Annotated in this window: 19 protein-coding genes; 5 read left to right on the top strand and 14 right to left on the bottom strand. The window is 73.3% G+C overall.

Translation table 11 applies throughout. The annotated features are described in order from the left end of the window. Positions 1–21: 21 nt before the first annotated feature. The 4 genes from OHA37_RS18360 to OHA37_RS18345 all read right to left on the bottom strand — a co-directional run bounded on the left by OHA37_RS18360 (position 22) and on the right by OHA37_RS18345 (position 5,514). The gene (locus OHA37_RS18360) at positions 22–1,278 is read right to left on the bottom strand and encodes a sensor histidine kinase (protein WP_266906574.1); all 1,257 of its coding nucleotides are present in this window, start codon (positions 1,276–1,278) and stop codon (positions 22–24) included. 17 nt (positions 1,279–1,295) lie between these two features. Beyond that, the gene (locus tag OHA37_RS18355) at positions 1,296–2,027 is read right to left on the bottom strand and encodes a hypothetical protein (protein WP_266906572.1); all 732 of its coding nucleotides are present in this window, start codon (positions 2,025–2,027) and stop codon (positions 1,296–1,298) included. 523 nt (positions 2,028–2,550) lie between these two features. Beyond that, complete coding sequence (locus OHA37_RS18350; protein ID WP_266906570.1) at positions 2,551–4,593, bottom strand: FUSC family protein; 2,043 nt, start codon at positions 4,591–4,593, stop codon at positions 2,551–2,553. A 93-nt stretch (positions 4,594–4,686) separates the two neighbouring features. After that, on the bottom strand, positions 4,687–5,514 hold the full coding sequence (locus tag OHA37_RS18345; RefSeq protein WP_266906568.1) for a hypothetical protein: 828 nt from the start codon (positions 5,512–5,514) through the stop codon (positions 4,687–4,689). Positions 5,515–5,634: 120 nt separating this feature from the next. Here OHA37_RS18345 and OHA37_RS18340 point away from each other — a divergent pair, with 120 nt between their 5' ends. The 3 genes from OHA37_RS18340 to OHA37_RS18330 all read left to right on the top strand — a co-directional run bounded on the left by OHA37_RS18340 (position 5,635) and on the right by OHA37_RS18330 (position 7,059). Further along, positions 5,635–6,108 (top strand): RrF2 family transcriptional regulator, encoded by a 474-nt coding sequence (locus OHA37_RS18340; protein WP_266906566.1) that lies wholly within the window; start codon positions 5,635–5,637, stop codon positions 6,106–6,108. 61 nt (positions 6,109–6,169) lie between these two features. Next, a complete protein-coding gene (locus OHA37_RS18335) occupies positions 6,170–6,577 on the top strand; it encodes a RidA family protein (protein WP_266906564.1) in 408 nt (135 codons plus the stop codon). Between the two features lie 68 nt (positions 6,578–6,645). Then, positions 6,646–7,059: a hypothetical protein gene (locus tag OHA37_RS18330; protein ID WP_266906562.1), complete on the top strand. Its 414-nt coding sequence runs from the start codon at positions 6,646–6,648 to the stop codon at positions 7,057–7,059. 269 nt (positions 7,060–7,328) lie between these two features. On the opposite strand, the gene OHA37_RS18325 is transcribed toward OHA37_RS18330, so the two are convergent. The 5 genes from OHA37_RS18325 to OHA37_RS18305 form a co-directional block, all read right to left on the bottom strand. Further along, entirely contained in the window at positions 7,329–7,487 is a 159-nt protein-coding gene (locus OHA37_RS18325; protein WP_266906560.1) for a hypothetical protein, read from the bottom strand. Positions 7,488–7,619: 132 nt separating this feature from the next. Then, the gene (locus OHA37_RS18320; protein ID WP_266906558.1) at positions 7,620–8,000 is read right to left on the bottom strand and encodes a hypothetical protein; all 381 of its coding nucleotides are present in this window, start codon (positions 7,998–8,000) and stop codon (positions 7,620–7,622) included. Between the two features lie 135 nt (positions 8,001–8,135). After that, positions 8,136–8,804, bottom strand: coding sequence for a class F sortase (locus OHA37_RS18315; protein WP_266906556.1), 669 nt, complete (start codon positions 8,802–8,804; stop codon positions 8,136–8,138). 504 nt (positions 8,805–9,308) lie between these two features. Then, positions 9,309–10,190, bottom strand: a complete 882-nt coding sequence (locus OHA37_RS18310) for a hypothetical protein (protein ID WP_266906554.1) — start codon at positions 10,188–10,190, stop codon at positions 9,309–9,311. A 35-nt stretch (positions 10,191–10,225) separates the two neighbouring features. Continuing rightward, positions 10,226–11,479, bottom strand: a complete 1,254-nt coding sequence (locus OHA37_RS18305; protein WP_266906552.1) for a 3-oxoacyl-[acyl-carrier-protein] synthase III C-terminal domain-containing protein — start codon at positions 11,477–11,479, stop codon at positions 10,226–10,228. A gap of 128 nt (positions 11,480–11,607) precedes the next feature. Between OHA37_RS18305 and OHA37_RS18300 the strand changes: the two genes are divergently transcribed. Next, on the top strand, positions 11,608–13,110 hold the full coding sequence (locus tag OHA37_RS18300) for a hypothetical protein (protein WP_266906550.1): 1,503 nt from the start codon (positions 11,608–11,610) through the stop codon (positions 13,108–13,110). A gap of 130 nt (positions 13,111–13,240) precedes the next feature. On the opposite strand, the gene OHA37_RS18295 is transcribed toward OHA37_RS18300, so the two are convergent. Beyond that, positions 13,241–13,792, bottom strand: coding sequence for a GNAT family N-acetyltransferase (locus tag OHA37_RS18295; RefSeq protein ID WP_266906548.1), 552 nt, complete (start codon positions 13,790–13,792; stop codon positions 13,241–13,243). Between the two features lie 43 nt (positions 13,793–13,835). Then, a complete protein-coding gene (locus tag OHA37_RS18290) occupies positions 13,836–14,777 on the bottom strand; it encodes an SMP-30/gluconolactonase/LRE family protein (protein ID WP_266906546.1) in 942 nt (313 codons plus the stop codon). A gap of 293 nt (positions 14,778–15,070) precedes the next feature. Here OHA37_RS18290 and OHA37_RS18285 point away from each other — a divergent pair, with 293 nt between their 5' ends. Beyond that, on the top strand, positions 15,071–15,454 hold the full coding sequence (locus OHA37_RS18285) for a Ser-Thr-rich GPI-anchored membrane family protein (RefSeq protein WP_266906544.1): 384 nt from the start codon (positions 15,071–15,073) through the stop codon (positions 15,452–15,454). On the opposite strand, the gene kdpC is transcribed toward OHA37_RS18285, so the two are convergent. Genes kdpC through kdpA form a run of 3 tightly spaced genes read right to left on the bottom strand, consistent with a single transcriptional unit; the run spans position 15,444 to position 19,858 of the window. After that, the gene (gene kdpC / locus OHA37_RS18280) at positions 15,444–16,076 is read right to left on the bottom strand and encodes a potassium-transporting ATPase subunit KdpC (protein ID WP_266906542.1); all 633 of its coding nucleotides are present in this window, start codon (positions 16,074–16,076) and stop codon (positions 15,444–15,446) included. The genes OHA37_RS18285 and kdpC overlap by 11 nt on opposite strands. A gap of 21 nt (positions 16,077–16,097) precedes the next feature. Further along, complete coding sequence (gene kdpB, locus OHA37_RS18275) at positions 16,098–18,197, bottom strand: potassium-transporting ATPase subunit KdpB (protein WP_266906540.1); 2,100 nt, start codon at positions 18,195–18,197, stop codon at positions 16,098–16,100. Further along, on the bottom strand, positions 18,194–19,858 hold the full coding sequence (gene kdpA, locus OHA37_RS18270) for a potassium-transporting ATPase subunit KdpA (RefSeq protein WP_266906538.1): 1,665 nt from the start codon (positions 19,856–19,858) through the stop codon (positions 18,194–18,196). The genes kdpB and kdpA overlap by 4 nt, the downstream gene beginning before the upstream one ends. Positions 19,859–19,861: the final 3 nt, after the last annotated feature.

Below are 19,861 nucleotides of genomic sequence, written 5' to 3'. Positions count from 1 at the left end.
TGAAACATCGACCGGCGCCCCTCAACTGCCTTCCGTCAGGCGCCCGACCGGAAGCAGCAGCGTGGTCACCGCGCCCCCGTCGGGGGCGTTGGAGAAGCGCAGATCGATCTCCAGCACCTCCGCCTGCCCGGCGGCGATGGTCAGGCCGAGCCCGTGGCCCCGTCCGCGTCCCGGATCCCCGGTACGGAAGCGCCGCGGGCCCTGCTCGATCAGCTCGGGCGGATAGCCGGGTCCGTGGTCCCGTACGGTCACCAGCGGGCCGGTGACGGTCACTTCGATCGGTGGCTGCCCGTGCTTGTGGGCGTTGACCAGCAGGTTGGCCAGGATCCGGTCCAGCCGGCGCCGGTCGGTGAGCACCACCGCGTCCCGCTCGATCCGTACCGCGACGGGCAGCCCGGTGCTCGCCGCCGCCCGCTCCACCGCGCGGCCGAGCTCCACCCGGGCCAGGTCGGCCCGTTCGACGCCCGAGTCCAGCCGGGAGATCTCCAGCAGGTCCTCGGTGAGCAGGTGCAGGGCCCCCAGCCGGTCGTTGATCATCTCCTTGGGCCGGCCCTCGGGCAGCAGCGCGGCCGCGGCCAGGGATCCCGTGAGCGGGGTGCGCAGTTCGTGCGCGACGTCCGCCGTGAACCGCTTCTCCGCCTCCAGCCGGGCCTGGAGCGAGGCCGCCATCGAGTCCAGGGCCTGTGCCACGTCCCGCACCTCGTCGCGGGAGCGCGGGCGCGGCCCTTCCCCGTCGGCGGGGAACCCGACGCGTGCGTCGAGGTCCCCGGCGCTGATCCTGCGGGCCACGGCGGCGGTGGTGGCGAGCCGGCGGCTGATGCGGTTGGCGAGGAAGAGACCGGCGAGGGCCACCACCCCGGCGGCGAGGACGGCGGAGACCAGGATGGCGACGTCGGTCTCCCGGAGCTGGGTGCGGGTGCTCTCGTAGGGGACCCAGACGGCGAGGGGCTTGCCGTCGGCGGGGCCGGCCGCCCACATGACGGGTTTGCCGTCCTGGGTGCCGGTCATGCTGCCGGTCAGTCCGCGCGCGACCAGCTCGCGCAGCGGGGCCGGGAGGCCGGGCGGGTCGAGGGCGCTGTTCCCTTCGCCGCGCGCGGTGCCGTACTCGTACTGGGCCAGGGCGTAGTCCAGCTCCCGGTCCACGTCCTTGCGGACCTCGCCCACGAGCTGGCGGGCGACCACGTTGTGCACGAGGATGCCGAGCACCGCCGCGACGGCGCAGCACACCGCCGTGGTGGTCATGGCGATCTTCCAGCGCAGGCTGCTCGTCGGGAGCATCGGGGTCCCGGCCCCCCTCAGCCGGTGCCCGTGCCCGTGCGGGGGGCCGGGCAGGGGGAGGTGTTGCCCTGGTTCGGGCACTCGTCGAGGGTGAGCTGGTCGAGGTTCATGATCCCGGCCTCCGGGTCCCACACGTAGTCGGAGATGGAGACCTTCTTCGGGTTCGAGGTCGGCTCGCGGACCGCCAGGTGCTCGGCGGCCACCTCCACGCCCTCCAGGACCGCGCGCCGCGACAGGATGCGGGCGATCGTCCCGTCGTCCTGGACGGTGTAGACGCGCAGCTCGCTGAGCCGGCCGTCGATGTCCAGGGCGGTGATCAGCTCCTCCCTGCCGTTGCCCGTCACATCGGCCAGCACCGCGGGCCGGACCGGGCAGTCGGGGCCGCCGTCCACAGCCTGTGTGCAGAGTGCGATGCGCTGGATCGCCCGGGGGTCGACGAGCCGGCCGGTGCCGGCGTCGGCGGCGGTGGCGGCGGTGATGTCGGCCCGTACGACGTCCACGGCGTTCACGCCCCGCATGGACAGCTCGGGGACCTTGGCGAGACCGGGGACGGCGGTGGCCGTGCCGGGCTGCTGGCCGGGGGCCGGGGGGTCGGGGCGGATGTTCTTCCACAGGGTGCGGGGGGCGTGGGCGGTGCCGAGGTCTCCGTCGTCCTGGAGGCCCTCCACGTCGGCGCAGCCCGCCGTGGCCGCCAGGGTGGCCGTGGCGGCCGTGAGGAGGATCGCCCGGCTGCGCCGGCGGAGGCTCATATCCCGATGCTCCCTCGTGGGGGCGGGGTGGGCCCGGGGGCGGAGCCATTGGGGGGACGGGGCGGCACCGCTGCCTGGGGCTCCGCCCCCGGGCCCCCGCGCCTCAAACGCCGGCGGGGCTGGATTTGGGCTCGGCCCGGTGGGTGTGTGCGGCGCCGTTGCCTGGGGCTCCGCCCCCGGGTCCCCGCGCCTCAAACGCCGGCGGGGCTGGGTTTGGGCTCGGCCCCTTGGTGACCTGCGGCGCCGTGTCCTGGGGCTCCGCCCCAGACCCCGCGCCTCAAACGCCGGCGGGGCTGGGTGTGGCCCGGCGGGGTTGGGTTTGGCCCGGTGGGGCTGGGGTTGGGCTCGGCCCCTTGGTGACCTGCGGCGCCGTGTCCTGGGGCTCCGCCCCAGACCCCGCGCCTCAAACGCCGGCGAGGCTGGATTTGGCCCGGCGGGGTTGGATTTGGGTCGCCGGGCCTGGATGGGTCGGCGGGCCGGGATTTGGGTCGGCGGGCCTGGATTTGGGTCGGCCGGGGTGGATTTAGCCGAGGGTGGGGTCCGTGATGGCTCTTGCTGCTGTTAGTTCCTGGCGGACCGGGGAGAGGACGGAGGATTCGTCGATCTCGGGGGGTGGGGTGGGGCGGAGCAGGGTGGGGGTGTCGACTCGGCGGACGCCTTGGGCCAGGGCTCGGAGGTCCTTGGCGATGGCCTTGACCTCTTGGGGGCCCGGGGGGTGCGCGCCGTGGTTGACGCGGACCCGGGCGGCCGTCGTCGCGTCGACGATCCGCTCCACGGCCACTACCAGGGGCCACCACGCGGCGGCCCGTTCCCCGGTCGGCGGCGGTTCGGTCAGGGCCCGCTGGAACTCGTTGCGCACGCCCGACAGGTCCCGGTAGATGCGGCGGCGGGCTTGGAGCCGGGCGGTGCGGGCCGCGCGGACTCCGGCTTCGGTGTCGGGGTGGGCGCCGAAGGCGCGCTCCACGTACCGGGCGGCGTCGTCCACCGTGTCGGCGAGCCGGTCGCCGATCCGGGTGTGCCAGCTCTCGGGCCAGAGCATGTACCCGGCGATCAGGGTGATGGCGCAGCCGATCAGGCTGTCGAGCAGCCGCGGCCGGACCAGGTCGAAGCCCTGGTGGTTGAGCAGGTCGGAGAGGAGCAGGATGACCGGGGTGATCGCCGCGGTCTGGAAGGCGTAGCCCTTGACCGAGAAGACGGGGATGAGGGCCGCCAGGACCACCATGACGGGCACGTCCCACCATCCCCGGGGAACCTCCGAGAGCACGGCGGCCGCCACGACGAGCCCGCCCGCGGTGCCCAGCGCGCGCAGCACGGCCCGGGAGAACACCGAGCCGAAGTCGGGCTTGAGGACGAAGGTGACCGTGAGGGCGACCCAGTAGGAGCGCTCGATCTCCACTACCGATACGAGGGACTGCGCCAGCCCGATGCACAGCGCGAGCCGCAGCCCGTACCGCCAGGAGGCCTCGGAGAACATCATGTCGCGCACCACCCGCCGGGCCCGGACCCGCAGCGCGGCGGGCCGGCCGAGGCGGTCGTCGACGTTGTGCATGTCGGGCTCGGCCAGCGGCACGATCGTCGCGGCGTGCCGCAGGGCCGCGTCGATGGCCCGCTCGGACTGGCCGTCCGGCGCGGGCAGGTCCAGTACGGGGATGTCCGTGCGGCCCTCCTCGACGGCCGTCGCCAGGTCCCGTACGGCCGCCGGGATCGCGGGGGAGAGGGGTCTGCGGCGCAGGTGCGCGGCGGGCGCGGCCTCGACGAGCGGGATCAGCACGTTCAGCTGGGCCAGCATCCGCACGAGGGAGGGACTGTGGCCGTGTACCCGGGTCCGGCGGCCCAGCACCAGGTCGTAGGCGTGGTTCAGGGACTGGGTGACCTGCTGGCGGCGCGCCTCGTACGCGGGGCCCGGTCCGCCCGCGGCCTCCAGGCTGTCGGCCAGGGCCCGGTAGGCGGCGGCGACGGCGGCCCGTTCCGGCTGCCGGCCGCGCAGCGGCCAGCCCAGCAGGGTCAGCAGGAGGACGAACAGCCCGCCGGCGCTCAGCAGGAGGGGGGCCGTCCACCAGGGGCTGGGCATCGGCAGGCCGGCGCCGACGACGGCGTTCAGGAGGAGCAGCAGCCCGGAGACGGAGGCCACCGTGCCGATGGAGGAGATCATCCCGGAGACCAGGGCGATCAGGGTGAGGACGCCGACCGCAACCCAGCCGTGGCCGAAGACCAAGGTGCCCAGCGCGACGCCCACGGCCCCGAAGAGCTGGGGCACGGCGATGTTCAGGATCCGCATCCGGTAGGCGTCCGCGGTGTCGCCGATGACCCCGGACAGGGCGCCCATCGAGACCAGCGCGCCGTACTCGGGCTCGTCGAGGGCGAAGCCGACGGCCAGTGGCAGGGCCATGGCGACGGCCGCGCGCAGTGCGGCGGCCCAGGGGATCGGTGCGGAGCTGGGCCGCAGCCCCTTCAGCAGCCAGGCGGGAGGGGCCAGCGGACCGAACCGTCCGGCTGCCGCCGGCCCGGCCGGTCCTGTCCGCCCGGCCCGCCCGGACGGTATGCCTTCGGTGCGTTCGGTGCTCATTCCCGCTTCCGTGACGCCGCTCGTGAATCGGTTCTTCTGCGCTGCTCTATGGATTCTTCTACGGATTTGCGTGCCAATCCGCCCGTTCCGAGCTTATGGGGTGCGGCGCAGTCGGCCCGTCAGCCAGGCGGCCAGCGCGGCGGCCAGCCCGACGGCCAGCACCACCCAGGCGGTGGTCCGCAGGAACGCGGTGAGCGCGTCGTACACCGCTTCGGCGGCGGGCCGGTCGATGTCGGCCGGCAGGTCGTTCAGGGTGAGGCGGCGGCACAGGACCACGGCCGCCCACAGCAGGACGGCTCCGACGGCCAGCCCCAGCCCGGTGGCCAGGACGGCCCGGCGGCGACGGACGGCGACGGCGATGGCCGCCGCGGCCAGCACCAGGGTGAGCACGGGGAGCCAGACCCCGGCGATCTGCAGCATGCGGAAGCCCTTCCGGAGCGCGCCGAGGTTGTCGTACTCCATGACCTTCACCGAGAGGTGGGTCTCGGGGATGCGGTCGGCGAACGGCACCCCGTTCTCGACGAGATCGCCCTTGACCCGGGCGATCACGGGGGCGAGGTCGATGGTCACGGCGTTGCCGTCACCGGTGGTGAGCGCCTGGAAGAAGGCGCCGTGGGCGGCGTGGTTCGCGGCGTCCCAGGCGGTTTGGTAGGCCGCGGTGCCGACGAAGGAGCGCAGGGCCTCGCCGAGCAGGGTGTCGACCCCGTCCTGGAAGGGGCCGGCGTCGATCTGCCCGGAGAGGGCGCGGCCGGCCTGGGTGACGACGAGGTTCTGGACGGCGGGATCCGAGGCGAGCGGGGACATCGCCGCGGTGTAGCGGTCGACGCTGCCGAGTTCGTGATCGGCCCAGTACGCGACGGCGCTCGCGGGCACCAGCAGGGCCACGAGCGCGACGAGTACCGCCGAGAGGAAGGTCCGCACGTCACCAGGGAAAGGGGGCCGGGCGCGCGGCGCGAGCCGGGTTGCTGCGGCCGGGTGGTGCGGTCGGGCGTGTCTCCCTTGCGGACCTTATTCTGGACATCTAATATCCAGGTTATGAAAATGAGCGAGGGCGTCGAATGGGCCCTGCACAGCTGCCTCAACCTGGCCTGGAGTGGTGACGGCAGGGCGGTCCCGGCGGCCCGGCTGGCGGCCTGGCACGAGCTGCCCGCCGCGTACCTCAACAAGCAGCTCCAGGCCCTGGCCCGGGCGGGCATCGTCACCTCCACGCCCGGCCCGCGGGGCGGCTTCCGCCTCGCGCGCCCGCTCGACTCCATCTCGCTCATGGACGTGGTCGCCGCCGTGGAAGGGCCGGACGAGGCCTTCCGGTGCGCGGAGATCCGGCAGCAGGGCCCCGGTGGCGGCGAGGAGCCGCCCGCGGCCGACTGCGCCATCGCGCACGCGATGGGCCGGGCCGAACTGGCCTGGCGCCGCGCGCTGGCCGCCCAGACCCTCGACGAGATCCGGCAGCAGGCCGAACGGCAGGCCCCCGACGCCCCCGAACGCCTGCGCGCCTGGCTCGCCGCCGCCCACTAGGCGCGTACGGACGCGGCTCCGTGCCGCCCCACCCCTTGGACAACTGACCCAGGAGCTTGGAATGACGCGCAGCATCACCAACCCGGCAGAACTCCACGACCCCACCGGCTACGGCTACAGCCACGTCGTCTCCGCGCCCGGAGAGCAGGTCTTCATAGCCGGCCAGTACGGCTCCGGCCCGACGGGCCACGTCGTCTCCGACGCGTTCGACGCCCAGGTCGGCCAGGCCTTCGCGAATCTCCGCACGGCCCTGGAGGCCGTGGGTCTGGGCCTCGGCGACGTGGTCCGCATCGGGACGTACGTCGTCGGGCACGACCAGGAGAAGCTGCAGGTGCTGCTCAAGCACCTGCACGCCGCCTGGGGCACCGAACTGCCCGCCCAGACGCTGATCGGCGTGGCCGCGCTGGCCCTGCCGGACATGCTCTTCGAGATCGACGCGGTGGCGGTCCGGGCGGCTCCGACCGCCTAGGCCGCCTGCTCCGGTTGCCGGTCCCGGGTTGCGGGTGTGCCCTGGATGATGGGAGAGAGGAGCCCGTCATGGCACATGCGGCACCCACCGCCCCCCGGGGGCACCGGCAGCCGGCGTCCCGTACGGCGGCCCACGCGAGCAGGTCCGCCCTCACGCGACCCCTGCTCATGGGACTGGTCTACGGCGTCTACGCCGCCTTCATGAAACGTCAGATGGGGCCCGTCGACGCGGGCAACGTCTTCTACGGGATCCTGTGCGGCGCGATTTTCGCCGCCTGCCTGGTGGCGCTGGCCCGGATCGGCCCGCGGCTGGCGCAGGAGCCGCACGCGGCGGCGTACGGGATCTTCGCGGGCATCTCCTTCGGCTACCTCTACAGCCTGGCCGGCGAGTCCATCCTGAAGAGCTCCGGCCTGGGCCTGCTCGTCGGCGCGGGCGTCGGCGCGGCCGCCTTCTACCGGTACCACACGCGCAACGCCGCCTAGGGCGCGGTGTCGGTACGCCGCAGCCCCGGCCCCCGCACGTGGCGGGTGGCCGGGGCTCCGGTGTGTGCCTCTGTGGGCAACTCGGCGGCGCGGTACTTTCGGCGGGTCACATACGGACAAAAGGCCGAGGTGAGTGAGTGGGTCGGTGACCGAGACTCAATGAGGCGCCGGTTTCCGTGCCCCGTGGTCGAACCTCACGTGACCACTCTCCGTTGCCGAGGGCGCGGGAACCGGTGCCCCCTCATGTCCTGATGCCCCTGCGCGACGCCCTACGCGGCCGTGTCGTCTCCGGCCGGGGCCTCGGCGGTGGTCTGGGCGGTCTTGGCGGACTCGGGTTCCGGCTGGCGTGCGGGCGGGGCCGGCGGGGAGAAGCGGGCGGCCTCGGCGCGGAGCATGGCGTTCAGGGCGAGGTACGGGTCGAAGGGCATGGCGGAACCTCACGGTGTGTCGGGGTGTGGGGGGACGCGCGCCAAGGGCCATCGGGAGCCGGGGGAGCCGGGTGTGCCCGGTGGACCGGCCGTGCCGGGCGCGCGGTGCTGCTGCTCGGCCTCTCGGCCCCGTCAGCAGCGCAGGACCACACTCCGTACCGCCCGCAGGGATGCCGCGGGTGCGAGCGCCCCCGTCGGGTCCGCGGCCGGCTCCATGGGGCCGGACCGGGGAGGTTTCACGTGAAACACCGGCCGCTGCAGGCCCCGTACGCCGGGGACGCCGCGCGCGGGCACCCGTACCGCCACCCGTACTTCGGGATCGCCGGCCGGATCGGCCGGTGCCTCGGTGGGCTCGGCCGGGGCGGTGGGCGCCGGGCGGGGGCCTTCGGCCGTCGCGGTGGACGGACCGGCTCCGCCGACGCCGAACAGGCACAGCAGCACGACGCAGAGCACCGTCAGGGCCGTCATCAGGGCCCTGTCCGGTGCCGTCAGCGCACGCTGTGTCCCGCTCATGCGGAGGGTGTGCCCCGACACGCGGGCGGACTCTCCGCCGGAACCGCAGCATCCCTCGACCGGGGGACGAAGACACCCCCCACGGCCCGTCAGGTGGCCGCAGGGGGCGTCGGTCTTCCGGGGGAAGGCCGCAGGTCAGCGCAGGGTGCGGCGGTGGCCGGTGAGGCGGGCCAGGACGGCCGTTTCACCGCTGACCAGCCGGAGTTGGGCCCGTGCGGACGGCCCTCCCCGCCCGGCGGCCCCGGGAGAGACGCGGGTCACGGTGAACACGGCCGTACGCCGGTCGGCGCGCACGACCTCGATCGTCTGCCCGCGCCGGAGTTCGCCGATCCGGGGGAGGTCTCCGGAGACCACGGCGGTGCCGGCCGCGCCCGGGGCCGGGCCCGCGGAGTCCCACACGGCGCTCTCGGGGGCGGGCGCCTTGGCGTCGGCGGCGCCGGGCTGGAGCTCCGCCGCGTACGGCCCCTGCGGACCGGCGTTCCCGGCGTCCGGCGGGGTACCGCCCGTCAGCGGTACGTCCGTTCCGAGGGCCGGGATGAGCAGGCGCAGCGGCGGCGAGGCAGGCAGGGCCGTGACCCCCGACCGTCCGGGCCGCCGCGAGCCCTTGCCGGTGGTGTGTCCGCCTGAGTGCTCCAGCTGCCGGGCCAGCCGGCGCGGGCCGGACAGCCCCAGGACCCGCGAGGGCAGTGCGTCGCCCGCGGTCGGGGCGGCGGGCCTGCCGCCCTCGGTGGTGCGCAACACCCCTAGGCCGGTGCACAGCAGAGCCACCGTCAGTACGCCGACCACCCACTTGGCGCGGGGCATGGGAATCCCTCCTGGTCCGGCTCGGGCGGCCGGTCCCGAGAGCAGTGGACCCCTCCACGCCCCCCGGCGGGGCGCGTAACACGGACAACTGACGGCAGGTCATCGCCGTACGGACCTCCCTCGGACACGTCTTCGCAGATGGCGGGCGGTGGACCGGGGCCGGACCGGGTGTGGGGGGTGTGCGCCCGAACGGGTGAGAACGTCAAGGGCGGACCTTGGGCGTGTCGGATCGGCGGCACGTTCTGCCACATGCGAAAACCTGTCAAGCGGACCGATGTGCCGGACCTTCGGCCTGAGTTGCGGGGGTGGTCCGGGCGGCTTGTCCTTGGATCATGAATGACCCATACGCATATGCCCTGGCCATGGGGGCCCCTTGCCCTCCGACCCGTCCGCTCCTGCCGACCCGTCCGCTCCTGCCGGCCCGTCCGCACCTGCCGACCCTTCCGGCCGGGTCCGCGAGGCCGTCCCTCACGCGCCGCTCCCATCAGGGCCGCTCCGCCGCGTTCACACCCGCTCCGGCTGCCGGGCGGCCCGCCGGACCGGAGGCAGGACGGGCGCCGCAGCCCGGGTGAGGTACCCGGCGCCGAGCGGCGGCCCGTCCAGCTCGGTCGTGGCGGCCGCGGGCTGGAGCTCCGACAGGCGCCGCAGCAGCCCCGGGGCCAGCTCGGGGCCGACCGCACGGGTCAGCTCCGTGCCCTCGGTGGGGTGTGCGTGCACCCAGCCGATGCGGCGCAGCCCCGACCAGCCCGGTTCCCCGGCGGCCTCCGCCAGGGCGCGGGCGGCGGGGGCCAGCGGAAGCAGGCTGACCGTCGCCGGGGCCCCCGGCTCCGGCGACGGTGGCGCCGCCGGAGCCGGCCGGACGGACTCGGCGACGGCGAGCCGGGTGAAAGCGGGCCGGGGCAGCTCCGCATGGTCGGCCAGGTCGCTGACGGTCGGGGCCAGGCAGTGCACCCCGGCCGGGAACCCGTCCCGTACGGCCGCGGCGGCGACCGTACGCCCGGCCGGACCCGCGTCTCCGACGGTGACCAGGTGGAACGCCGTACGCCCCTCCCCTCCGGAGGCGAGCGGCAGCAGCGCGGCCGCGGTGGCGGCGGGCTGCTCCACGCACCAGACGGCGTCGAAGCGGCCCGACCGGGCTGCGGAAGCCGCGGACGCGGGTGCGGCGCCGGACAGGACCTCGGCGCCCCGGCGCGCGTGGAGCCGGGCCGAGAGGAGGTCCACGTACTCGGGATACAGCCCGATCAGCGCGAGCTGACGGGCCAGCAGGAGCCTGCTCTGCCGTACGTCGGTGGCGGTGAGCAGGGTCAGGTGGTGGCCGCGGCCGAGCAGCTCGGCGGCGAGCCGGATGCCGGTGGGGCTGGCGGCCCCGGCGAGGGCGATGTGCACGGCGGACTCGTTTCGAGGGAGGTGGGCGCGTGCGTCTACGCGGTGGCGGTGGCGGTGGTTCTGATGGCTCCGGGGGAGCCGGCGGCCCTGGTGGCCCCGGCGGTCCCGGCGGCGGCCGGGACGGGCGGCAGCGGTGTGGTGACGGTGACCTCGCCCGGGATCGCGACCCGGGTGAGGAAGGCCCCGCGCTCGGGGCCGGCGCCGATGACGGAGAAGCAGACGCTGTCGCCCGCGCCGACCAGGCCGTTGATCACGTCGGTGTAGAAGAGCACCGGGGTCGCGGAGGTGACGAGGTTGCCGAGCTCGCGGGCGTGCGCGGGGGCCTTCCGGGTGTCCAGGCCGGCGAGCTGGTGGTAGTTCTCGACCAGGGCCGGGCCGGCCTGGTGCGTGTAGATCCGGCGGACCTCGTCCACGAAACCGGGGCGGTGGGCGTCCAGGGTCTCCTGGTTCAGCATCATGCCGCGCGAATAATAACGGGCCAGTTCCGGCCCGTTGAGCCCGAATGCGGAGAGTTCGGCGGACCCGGCAAAGCCCGGCGGGTGGGCGGCGCCGCCGCCGGGGTAATGGATGAGCGGATCGCTGAATCCGGGCTCGCCCCCGAAATCGAGGGAATCGCGCGAATAGAAACCGAGGCCGCCTTCGAAGCTTTCGTCCCGCTCGAATACGAGCGCGGTCGCGGCATCGGAGAACAGCGCCCCGGAACACCACAGGGTGTGCGCGAAGGGATGCTCTCCGTCCGCGCCGCTGTACTGGGAAATGACGCCGTTCTCGTCCATCCCGATGGGGCTCGCGGCGTTGTACGAGATCACCAGCGCGCGCCGGGCCCCCGTCCGGGCCAGGTGCGCCGCCACGCGGGAGAGCCCGCCGCAGCCGGCGCCGAGCTGGAAGGGGGGCACGCTGTCCGGGATGCGCAGGCGGCGCAGCAGGTTGAAGGCGTCCTGGTCGAGCATGATCTCGTACGGGGTGCAGGTGGCCACGAAGACGGCGTCGATGTCCTCGGGCTCGGCGAGGGCGGAGCGCAGGGCCGCGCGGGCGACGTCGACGACGGTGTCGAGCGAGGCGAAACGGTCCCGGTCCCAGCTCTTGGAGGTGACCCCGAGGATGCGCTCGATATCGGTGCCGCTGATTTCCTTGCCGACCCGCTTGCGGTGCGGGATGTGCGCGAGTTCGGCCCATTTCTCGACGGATATGATCTCGCCGATCTGCGCGCCGACACCGGAAATCCGGTAGGGGAACGGGTACGCGTACGGAGCGGGTGCGGAGGGGGTGGCCGTTTCCGAGGCAGACATGTTTCTCCGGTCCGTGGAATCCGATGGGGACGGCTCCAGCGAACACCAGGGAGCGGACGGGGAGAAGGGAATGCGGGGGGTGCAGTGGTGAAAGCGTTGAATTCCGACTCCCGCCGCGGGTGGTCCTCGTGAGCGGGCGGCGGGTGGCCAATGCCTGGCTGGGGGACCTGCTGGCCGAGGCCGGGTGGAGCGGGGCGGAGCTGGCGCGGGCCGTCAACGGGCTCGGGACCCTGCACGGACTGGCCCTGCGCTACGACCGGACCGCCGTCGCCCACTGGCTGTCGGGCACCCGGCCGCGCCGGCCCGTGCCCGAGCTGATCGCGGCGGCGCTGACGGAACGGTGCGGGCGGCTGGTCACCGTGGCGGAGGCGGGCCTCGGCGCGGGCTCGGCGGGGCCCGGCGGACGGCCCGGGGCGGCCGCCGGAGGCGGGGGTGAGGGGCTGCTCCGACTCGCGCTCCAGGCCAGGGCGGACGCGGACCCGCACGGCAGGCCGCCGCTGCTGCGCAGCCCGTACCAGCCGGTCCCGGTGCCGGCCCCGGTATGGGACCCGGATCCGGCGGAGGGCGGCGCGGACGGCGCGGGCGCCGTCACCGGTCCGCGTACGGGCACGGGAACGGGCAGAGGCACGGGCACGGGCACAGGTACCGCCACCAGCATCGCGGAGCTCGCCGCCCGACGGCATCTCGCGGCGCACGCAGAGCAGTTGAAGGCCCTCGCGGTGAGCTTCTCGGGGCTCTACCTCACCCACGGCGGCGTCCACACCCGCGCGGCCCTGGCCGCCTGGCTGGCCCAGGACGCCGGCGCCTTCGCGGCCCGCCACACGGACGGCCCGGGGCCCGCCGGCCTACGCGGCCGGGGGGTGTCGGGGCGCGGCCGCGGGGAGGCGGAGGTGTGGCGCGGGTACGCCCAACTCGCGCATCTGCTCGCGGAGATGACGGCCGACTCCGGCTACCACGGGCTCGCGCAGGAGTACCACGGCATCGCCCTCGGACTGGCCCGGCAGGCCGACGACCGGCGGATGTACGCCATCACCCTGCGCGCGATGAGCGCGCACGCCGGCCGGCTCGGGCAGCCCGCGCACGCGGTACGGCTCGCCCGGACGGCGGTGGAGACCGCGCCCGCCGACGGAGAACCCGGCACGCTGGCGTTCCTCCTGGTCCAGCGCGCGGCCGCGCACGCCCACGCCGGTCAACGGGCCGCCGCCGCAGCGGATCTGGCCGCCGCCGACCGCTTGCACGGGTGGCACGCGGTGAAGCCGCCCGACGGGCCCTTCGATTCGTACGCCCGGGCCGATCTCGACTTCGCGCGGGCCCGGGCCCACCTCGCCCTCGGGGAGTTCCCGGCAGCGGTCGAGGCCCTGGAGCGGTCCCTGCGCGGCCGCACGGCCGGCCAGCACCGGGCCACCGCGCTCACGCACGCCGCGCTCGCCGAAACCCTGCTGCGCCTCGGACACCTCACCCGGGCCTGCGAGCACTGGCGGGCGTTCCTCACGGCCGCCCCGGCGGTGCAGTCGCGTGCGGTACGCGAGGCACTCGGCCGGCTGCTGCGCGACCTGACCCCGTACCGGCGGACGCGGGAGGCGGTCCCGACCGTGGCGATGGCCCGGGCGCTGGCGGAGAGGCTGCCGTGAACGCGACGGGGCGGGCCGGTACGGGACGGGGCGGGCCGGTACGGGACGGGGCGGGCCGGTACGGGACGGGCAGGGCCGGGACGGGGCAGGGCCGGGACGGGACGAGGCAGGCCGGGACGTGGAGGGCCGCTCAGCCCGCAGCGGTCCGGCGGTAGCCGACCTCGTGCACCGGGAAGCCGTCCGTCTCGTCGACGAGGACTCCGCCGTCGGGACGGAACCCGGCACGCTCGTAGAACCGGCGTGCCCGATCGTTGCCCTCGACCACCCAGAGCCGTACCGCGGGGTAGGCCGCCCGGCGCAGCACCTCGGTCAGCAGGGCCCGCCCGACGCCGGTGCCGATGACGTCGGGCCGCGCGTACAGGGCGTACAGCTCGCCTTCGTCGGGCGCCGCGCCCTCGGGATCCGTGCCCTGGGCGGGGCCGAAGGCGGCCCACCCCAGGACCGCGCCGTCCGGTCCCTCGGCCACGAGGTTGGTCACGGCATTGGCGGGATCGGCGAAGGCGGCACGCCGTTGCCCGGCGTACTCGGCGGCGCTGAGCCCGTCCAGATAGGACTGCGGCATCAGCCCGGCGTAGGCGTAGCGCCAGCCGCTCACCCGCACGGCGGCCACGGCGTCGATGTCGGGCTCGGTCATCTCGCGTACGCGGTGGCGGGGCTCATCCCTGCCGCTGGTGTCGTCCATGCGCGGAGTCTGCCAGGGCGGTCCGGCCCCCGGCACCGGGATTTCAGGGGCGGCCGGAGCCGTCGAGCCAGGGCCTGCGACCCGGTCCGGTGGGGTGGGTGCCGGTGACGCCCATGACCGCCGAGTAGAGGCTGGTCTCGGCCGTGATGAAGAGGCGGTTGCGCTTGGCCCCGCCCCAGGCGATGTTGGACACCGTCTCGGGGACGCGGAGCCGCCCGATCAGGGTGCCGTCGGGGTCGTAGCAGTGCACCCCGTCGCTCATGGCGGCCGCCCAGAGCCGGCCGGCGTCGTCGAAGCGGAGGTTGTCGAAGCGGGCCCCTGGACGGGCCGCCGCGTCCGCGAACACCTTGCCGTCGCAGAGGGTGCCGTCTTCGCGCACGTCGAAGACCCGGATGGCGCCGCCGCGGGTGTCGGAGACGAAGAGCCGCTGCTCGTCGGGGGAGAAGACGAGACCGTTCGGGGCCTCGAAACAGTCGGCGACCAGGCGGACTTCACCGGTGCCGGGGTCGATGCGGTAGACGTTGTTGGAGCCGATCTCGCTCTCGGCCACGTACCCCTCGTAGTCGCTGGTGATGCCGAAGTCCGGGTCGGAGAACCAGATCGAGCCGTCCGACCTGACCGCGGCGTCGTTCGGGCTGTTGAGGCGCTTGCCCTGCCAGCGGTCGGCCAGCACCGTGATCGTGCCGTCGTGCTCGGTCCGCGTCACCCGGCGATTGCCCTGCTCGCAGGTGACCAGCCGGCCCTGCCGGTCGAGGGTGTTGCCGTTGGTGTGCCCGGCGTTCCGCCGGAAGACGGAGACGGCCCCGGTCTCCTCGTCCCACCGCAGCATCCGGTCGTTGGGGATGTCGCTCCAGACCACTTGCCGCCACGCGGGTACGTAGACGGGGCCCTCGGCCCAGCGGCAGCCGGTGTGGAGGACCTCCAGCGCGTCGTCCCCGTTCATGCACCGGCCGGTCCTGAACCGTTCGTCGAACTTCTCGTACATGAGATCCCCCTCATCTCGCAGAGAAGCCGAATGTCCTTCGGCTCAAGAGAGACATTGCAGGATCACGTATGGCCCACGCAAGATCCTCCCGAAGGGAGAGGTGTGGATCACAGCGGTTGCCTCGGTGCCGCCCCGCGGCCGCCTCCCCGCAGGGACGAGGCGGGACCGGCCAAAAGGACGAGGCGGCCGAGGGGTCCGGCGGCGACTCTTGAATGGGGGATTGGACCCCCTGACCGGACTCACCACGGACACCACCCGCAGCCGGCCGCGCACCCAGTGAAGGAGCCCCCCCCATGGCGATCACCGCCCCCTCTTTGAAGTCCCTCGCCAGGTACGTCTGGAAGGGCCTGAACCGCCCCGAAGTCGCGGTCCTCCTGGAGTCGGAGAACCTCCTGGTGCACACCCCCGGGGCGGGCGCGGTCTGGCCCCGCGGCACCCGGCAGGCCGTCGCCTGGTACGTGGTGGGCCCGGCCGGGGACGTGGTGGACGTCGAGCTCGTCACGATGGACGGCAGCCGGTCCCGGACGAGGGCCGTCCTCGTGACCGGCGTCGCCACCCACCGCACCGGCGTCACGGTGACGGTCCCCGCCCTCCCCCCGGGCCGCTACCTCGTCCTCGTCACCTCTGCGACGGGCGCGCTCGACTCCTACAGCCAGCCGGTCACCATCACGGCTTGAGGTCCCGAAGGGCCGTGTTCAGTTCCAGGACGTTGACGCGCGGTTCGCCCATGAAGCCGAGGGTGCGGCCCTCGGTGTGGGCCTTCACCAGCTTCGCGACCTCCATCACGGGGAGGCCGTTGCGCTGGGCGACGCGGGCCGTCTGGAGCTCCGCGTAGGCCGGGGAGATGTCCGGGTCCAGGCCGGAGCCGGAGGAGGTCACCGCGTCCGCCGGGATGTCGGAGAGCCGCGGGGCGTAGCCCGGCACGGTGTTGTCGAGCAGGACCCTGGACCTGGCCTCCTGCACCGCCCTCAGCAGCTCCGGGCTGTCCGCCGCCTTGTTGGTGGCGCCGGAGACCAGCAGCTCGTACTGCTGGTTGACGGTGTTCTTGGCGAGTCCCGCCGCCGGGCGCCCCTGGAACCAGCGCGGGTCGTCCCCGTACGACTGGCCGATCAGGGAGGAGCCGACGACCTTGCCGCTCGCGTCCTCGACCTCGGAGCCGTTGGCCTTGTGGCCGAAGGCGGCCTGGGCGATGCCGGTGACGGCGAGCGGGTAGAGGACCCCGCACAGCACGGTGAGGACGAGGAGGGCGCGCAGCCCGGCGCCGAGGAGGCGGGCGGTGTTGCCTACGGAGTTGTTCATGGGGTCAGCACTTCCTGATTTTCAGCGCAGGCCGGGGATGAGGGAGACGACCATGTCGATGAGCTTGATGCCGATGAACGGGGCGACCAGGCCGCCGAGTCCGTAGAGCGTGAGGTTGCGGCGGAGCATCTTGTCGGCGCTGGTGGGCCGGTACCGGACGCCCTTGAGGGCGAGCGGGACCAGGGCGATGATCACCAGCGCGTTGAAGATGACGGCGGAGAGGATCGCGGAGTCGGGGGAGTGCAGGCCCATGATGTTGAGCTTGTCCAGGCCCGGGTAGACCGCCGCGAACATCGCCGGGATGATCGCGAAGTACTTGGCGACGTCGTTGGCGATGGAGAAGGTGGTCAGCGCGCCCCGGGTGATCAGCAACTGCTTGCCGATCTCCACGATTTCGATGAGCTTGGTGGGGTTGGAGTCCAGGTCCACCATGTTCCCGGCCTCCTTGGCGGCCGAGGTGCCGGTGTTCATCGCGACGCCGACGTCCGCCTGAGCCAGAGCCGGGGCGTCGTTCGTACCGTCACCCGTCATGGCGACGAGCTTGCCGCCCGCCTGCTCCCGCTTGATGAGGGCCATCTTGTCCTCGGGGGTGGCCTCGGCGAGGAAGTCGTCTACGCCCGCCTCCTCGGCGATGGCCTTGGCGGTCAGCGGGTTGTCACCGGTGATCATGATGGTCTTGATGCCCATGCGCCGCAGCTCGTCGAAGCGTTCGCGCATGCCCTCCTTGACCACGTCCTTGAGGTGGATGACGCCGAGGATCCGGGCGCCCTTCTCGTCCTCCAGCGCGACGAGCAGCGGGGTGCCGCCGGCGCCGGAGATCTCGTCCACCTTGGCCCGCGCGTCCGGGGCGACCGTACCGCCCTGTTCGCCGACCCAGGCGATGATCGAACCGGCCGCGCCCTTGCGGACCTTGCGGCCGTCGACGTCCACGCCCGACATGCGGGTCTGCGCGGTGAAGGGGATCCATTCGGCGCCGGCCAACTCGCCCTGGTGGCGTTCGCGCAGGCCGTACTTCTCCTTCGCGAGGACCACGATGGAGCGGCCCTCGGGGGTCTCGTCGGCCAGCGAGGAGAGCTGGGCGGCATCGGCCAGCTCGGCGGCGATCGCGCCGGTGACGGGGACGAACTCGGAGGCCTGGCGATTGCCGAGGGTGATGGTGCCGGTCTTGTCGAGGAGCAGGGTCGAGACGTCGCCGGCGGCTTCCACCGCGCGCCCCGACATGGCCAGGACGTTGCGCTGGACCAGGCGGTCCATGCCCGCGATGCCGATGGCGGAGAGCAGGGCGCCGATGGTGGTCGGGATGAGGCAGACCAGCAGCGCGGTCAGCACGATCATCGACTGCTTGGCGTGCGCGTACATCGCGAACGGCTGGAGGGTGACGACGGCGAGCAGGAAGACGATCGTCAGCGAGGCGAGCAGGATGTTGAGCGCGATCTCGTTCGGAGTCTTCTGCCGGGAGGCGCCCTCGACCAGGTTGATCATGCGGTCGATGAAGGTCTCGCCGGGCTTCGTCGTGATCTTGATGACGATCCGGTCGGAGAGCACCTTGGTGCCGCCGGTGACGGCGGAGCGGTCGCCGCCCGACTCGCGGATGACCGGGGCCGATTCGCCGGTGATGGCGGACTCGTCGACCGAGGCGACGCCTTCGACGACATCACCGTCGCCGGGGATGATGTCGCCGGCCTCGCAGACCACCAGGTCGCCGATACGGAGATCCGTGCCCGGGACCTGTTCCTCGACGGCGCCGTTCAGGCGGCGGGCGACGGTGTCGGTCTTGGCCTTGCGCAGGGTGTCGGCCTGGGCCTTGCCGCGGCCTTCGGCCACCGCTTCGGCGAGGTTGGCGAAGAGGGTGGTCAGCCACAGCCAGACGGTGATCGCCCAGCCGAAGAGGTTGCCCGGGTCGGAGATCGCCAGCGCCGTGGTCAGTACGGAACCGATCAGGACCACGAACATGACCGGGGACTTGACCATGACCCGGGGGTCGAGCTTGCGGACCGCGTCCGGGAAGGACTTCAGCAGCTGCTTCGGGTCGAAGATGCCGCCGCCGATCTTGGCCTTCTCGGGCTTGTGACCGCTGGGCAGGTCCCCGTGCGGGGCTCGGGTGGAGGTGACGGTGCTCATGAGGCGAGCCCTTCGGCGAGCGGGCCCAGCGCCAGGGCCGGGAAGTAGGTGAGGCCCGTGACGATGATGATCGTGCCGACGAGCAGGAAGGTGAACAGCGGCTTCTCGGTGCGCAGGGTGCCCGCGGTGGCCGGGACCGGCTGCTGCTCGGCGAGCGAGCCGGCCAGGGCCAGGACGAAGACCATCGGCAGGAAGCGGCCGAGCAGCATGGCCAGACCGGTGGTGGTGTTGAACCACTGGGTGTTGGCGTTCAGGCCCGCGAAGGCCGAGCCGTTGTTGTTGCCGGCCGAGGTGTAGGCGTAGAGGACCTCGGAGAAGCCGTGCGCGCCGCCGTTGGACATGGAGTGCCCGGGGGTGGGCAGGGCCATCGCCAGGGCCGTGAACCCGAGCACCACGGCGGGGGTGATGAGGATGTAGCAGGCCGCGAACTTGATCTGGCGGGTGCCGATCTTCTTGCCCAGGTACTCGGGGGTGCGGCCGACCATCAGGCCGGCGATGAACACCGCGATGATCGCCATGATCAGCATGCCGTAGAGGCCGGAGCCGACGCCGCCGGGTGCGATCTCGCCGAGCTGCATGCCCAGCAGCTGGATCCCGCCGCCGAGGCCGGTGTAGGAGGAGTGGAAGGAGTTGACGGCGCCGGTCGAGGTCAGCGTCGTGGCGACCGAGAAGATCGCGGACGCGCCGATCCCGAAGCGGGCCTCCTTGCCCTCCATCGCACCGCCGGCGGCCTGGAGCGCCGGGCCGTGGTGGCCGAATTCCGTCCACATCATCAGGGCGGTGAAGCCGAGCCAGATGGTGACCATCGTGGCGAGGATCGCGTAGCCCTGGCGGACCGAGCCGATCATCCGGCCGAAGGTGCGGGTCAGCGCGAAGGGGATGAGCAGGATCAGGAAGATCTCGAAGAGGTTCGAGAAGGGGGTCGGGTTCTCGAAGGGGTGGGCGGAGTTGGCGTTGAAGTAGCCGCCGCCGTTGGTGCCCAGCTCCTTGATGGCCTCCTGCGAGGCGACCGCCCCGCCGTTCCACTGCTGCTTGGCTCCGAGGAACTGCCCGACCTCGTGGATGCCGGAGAAGTTCTGGATGACCCCGCAGGCCACCAGCACGACTGCGGCGATCGCCGCCAGCGGGAGCAGGATGCGCACGGTGCCGCGGACCAGGTCGGACCAGAAGTTGCCGAGCTCGCCGGTGCGGGAGCGCGCGAAGCCCCGTACGAGGGCCACCGCGACGGCCATGCCCACGGCGGCCGAGAGGAAGTTCTGCACGGCCAGGCCGCCGGTCTGCACGAGCGGGCCCATGGCCTGCTCACCGGCGTACGACTGCCAGTTCGTGTTCGACACGAAGGAGGCGGCCGTGTTGAAGGCCTGGTCCGGCTTGATGGAGACGAAGCCGAGGGAGCCGGGCAGGTGGCCCTGCAGGCGCTGGAGCAGGTAGAGGAAGAGGACGCTCACCGCGGAGAAGGCGAGGACCGAGCGCAGGTACGCCGGCCAGCGCATCTCGGCGTTCGGATTGGCGCCGACCGCCTTGTAGATCCACTTCTCGGGGGCGTAGTGCTTCTTCGAGGAGTAGACGCGGGCCATGTGATCGCCCAGGGGGCGATAGGCGAGGGCCAGGGCCGCGACGAGCGCGAGCAGCTGGAGCACCCCGGCGAGGACGGGACTCATCGG

The sequence above is a fragment of the Streptomyces sp. NBC_00335 genome, from assembly GCF_036127095.1.
Lineage (GTDB): Bacteria > Actinomycetota > Actinomycetes > Streptomycetales > Streptomycetaceae > Streptomyces.
Note: the sequence above shows the minus strand (reverse complement) of the source record. Positions and strands in the feature narration are given on the sequence as shown.

Bases quoted from the DNA above. Each gene is read 5' to 3' on its own strand.
- OHA37_RS18340 (WP_266906566.1), top strand. From the start codon at position 5,635: ATGAGCGAGGGCGTCGAATGGGCCCTGCACAGCTGCCTCAACCTGGCC.
- OHA37_RS18335 (WP_266906564.1), top strand. From the start codon at position 6,170: ATGACGCGCAGCATCACCAACCCGGCAGAACTCCACGACCCCACCGGC.
- kdpC (WP_266906542.1), bottom strand. From the start codon at position 16,076: ATGAACAACTCCGTAGGCAACACCGCCCGCCTCCTCGGCGCCGGGCTG.
- kdpA (WP_266906538.1), bottom strand. From the start codon at position 19,858: ATGAGTCCCGTCCTCGCCGGGGTGCTCCAGCTGCTCGCGCTCGTCGCG.
- OHA37_RS18320 (WP_266906558.1), bottom strand. From the start codon at position 8,000: ATGAGCGGGACACAGCGTGCGCTGACGGCACCGGACAGGGCCCTGATG.
- OHA37_RS18315 (WP_266906556.1), bottom strand. From the start codon at position 8,804: ATGCCCCGCGCCAAGTGGGTGGTCGGCGTACTGACGGTGGCTCTGCTG.
- OHA37_RS18325 (WP_266906560.1), bottom strand. From the start codon at position 7,487: ATGCCCTTCGACCCGTACCTCGCCCTGAACGCCATGCTCCGCGCCGAG.
- OHA37_RS18305 (WP_266906552.1), bottom strand. From the start codon at position 11,479: ATGTCTGCCTCGGAAACGGCCACCCCCTCCGCACCCGCTCCGTACGCG.
- OHA37_RS18355 (WP_266906572.1), bottom strand. From the start codon at position 2,027: ATGAGCCTCCGCCGGCGCAGCCGGGCGATCCTCCTCACGGCCGCCACG.
- OHA37_RS18330 (WP_266906562.1), top strand. From the start codon at position 6,646: ATGGCACATGCGGCACCCACCGCCCCCCGGGGGCACCGGCAGCCGGCG.
- kdpB (WP_266906540.1), bottom strand. From the start codon at position 18,197: ATGAGCACCGTCACCTCCACCCGAGCCCCGCACGGGGACCTGCCCAGC.
- OHA37_RS18295 (WP_266906548.1), bottom strand. From the start codon at position 13,792: ATGGACGACACCAGCGGCAGGGATGAGCCCCGCCACCGCGTACGCGAG.
- OHA37_RS18285 (WP_266906544.1), top strand. From the start codon at position 15,071: ATGGCGATCACCGCCCCCTCTTTGAAGTCCCTCGCCAGGTACGTCTGG.
- OHA37_RS18350 (WP_266906570.1), bottom strand. From the start codon at position 4,593: ATGAGCACCGAACGCACCGAAGGCATACCGTCCGGGCGGGCCGGGCGG.
- OHA37_RS18360 (WP_266906574.1), bottom strand. From the start codon at position 1,278: ATGCTCCCGACGAGCAGCCTGCGCTGGAAGATCGCCATGACCACCACG.
- OHA37_RS18290 (WP_266906546.1), bottom strand. From the start codon at position 14,777: ATGTACGAGAAGTTCGACGAACGGTTCAGGACCGGCCGGTGCATGAAC.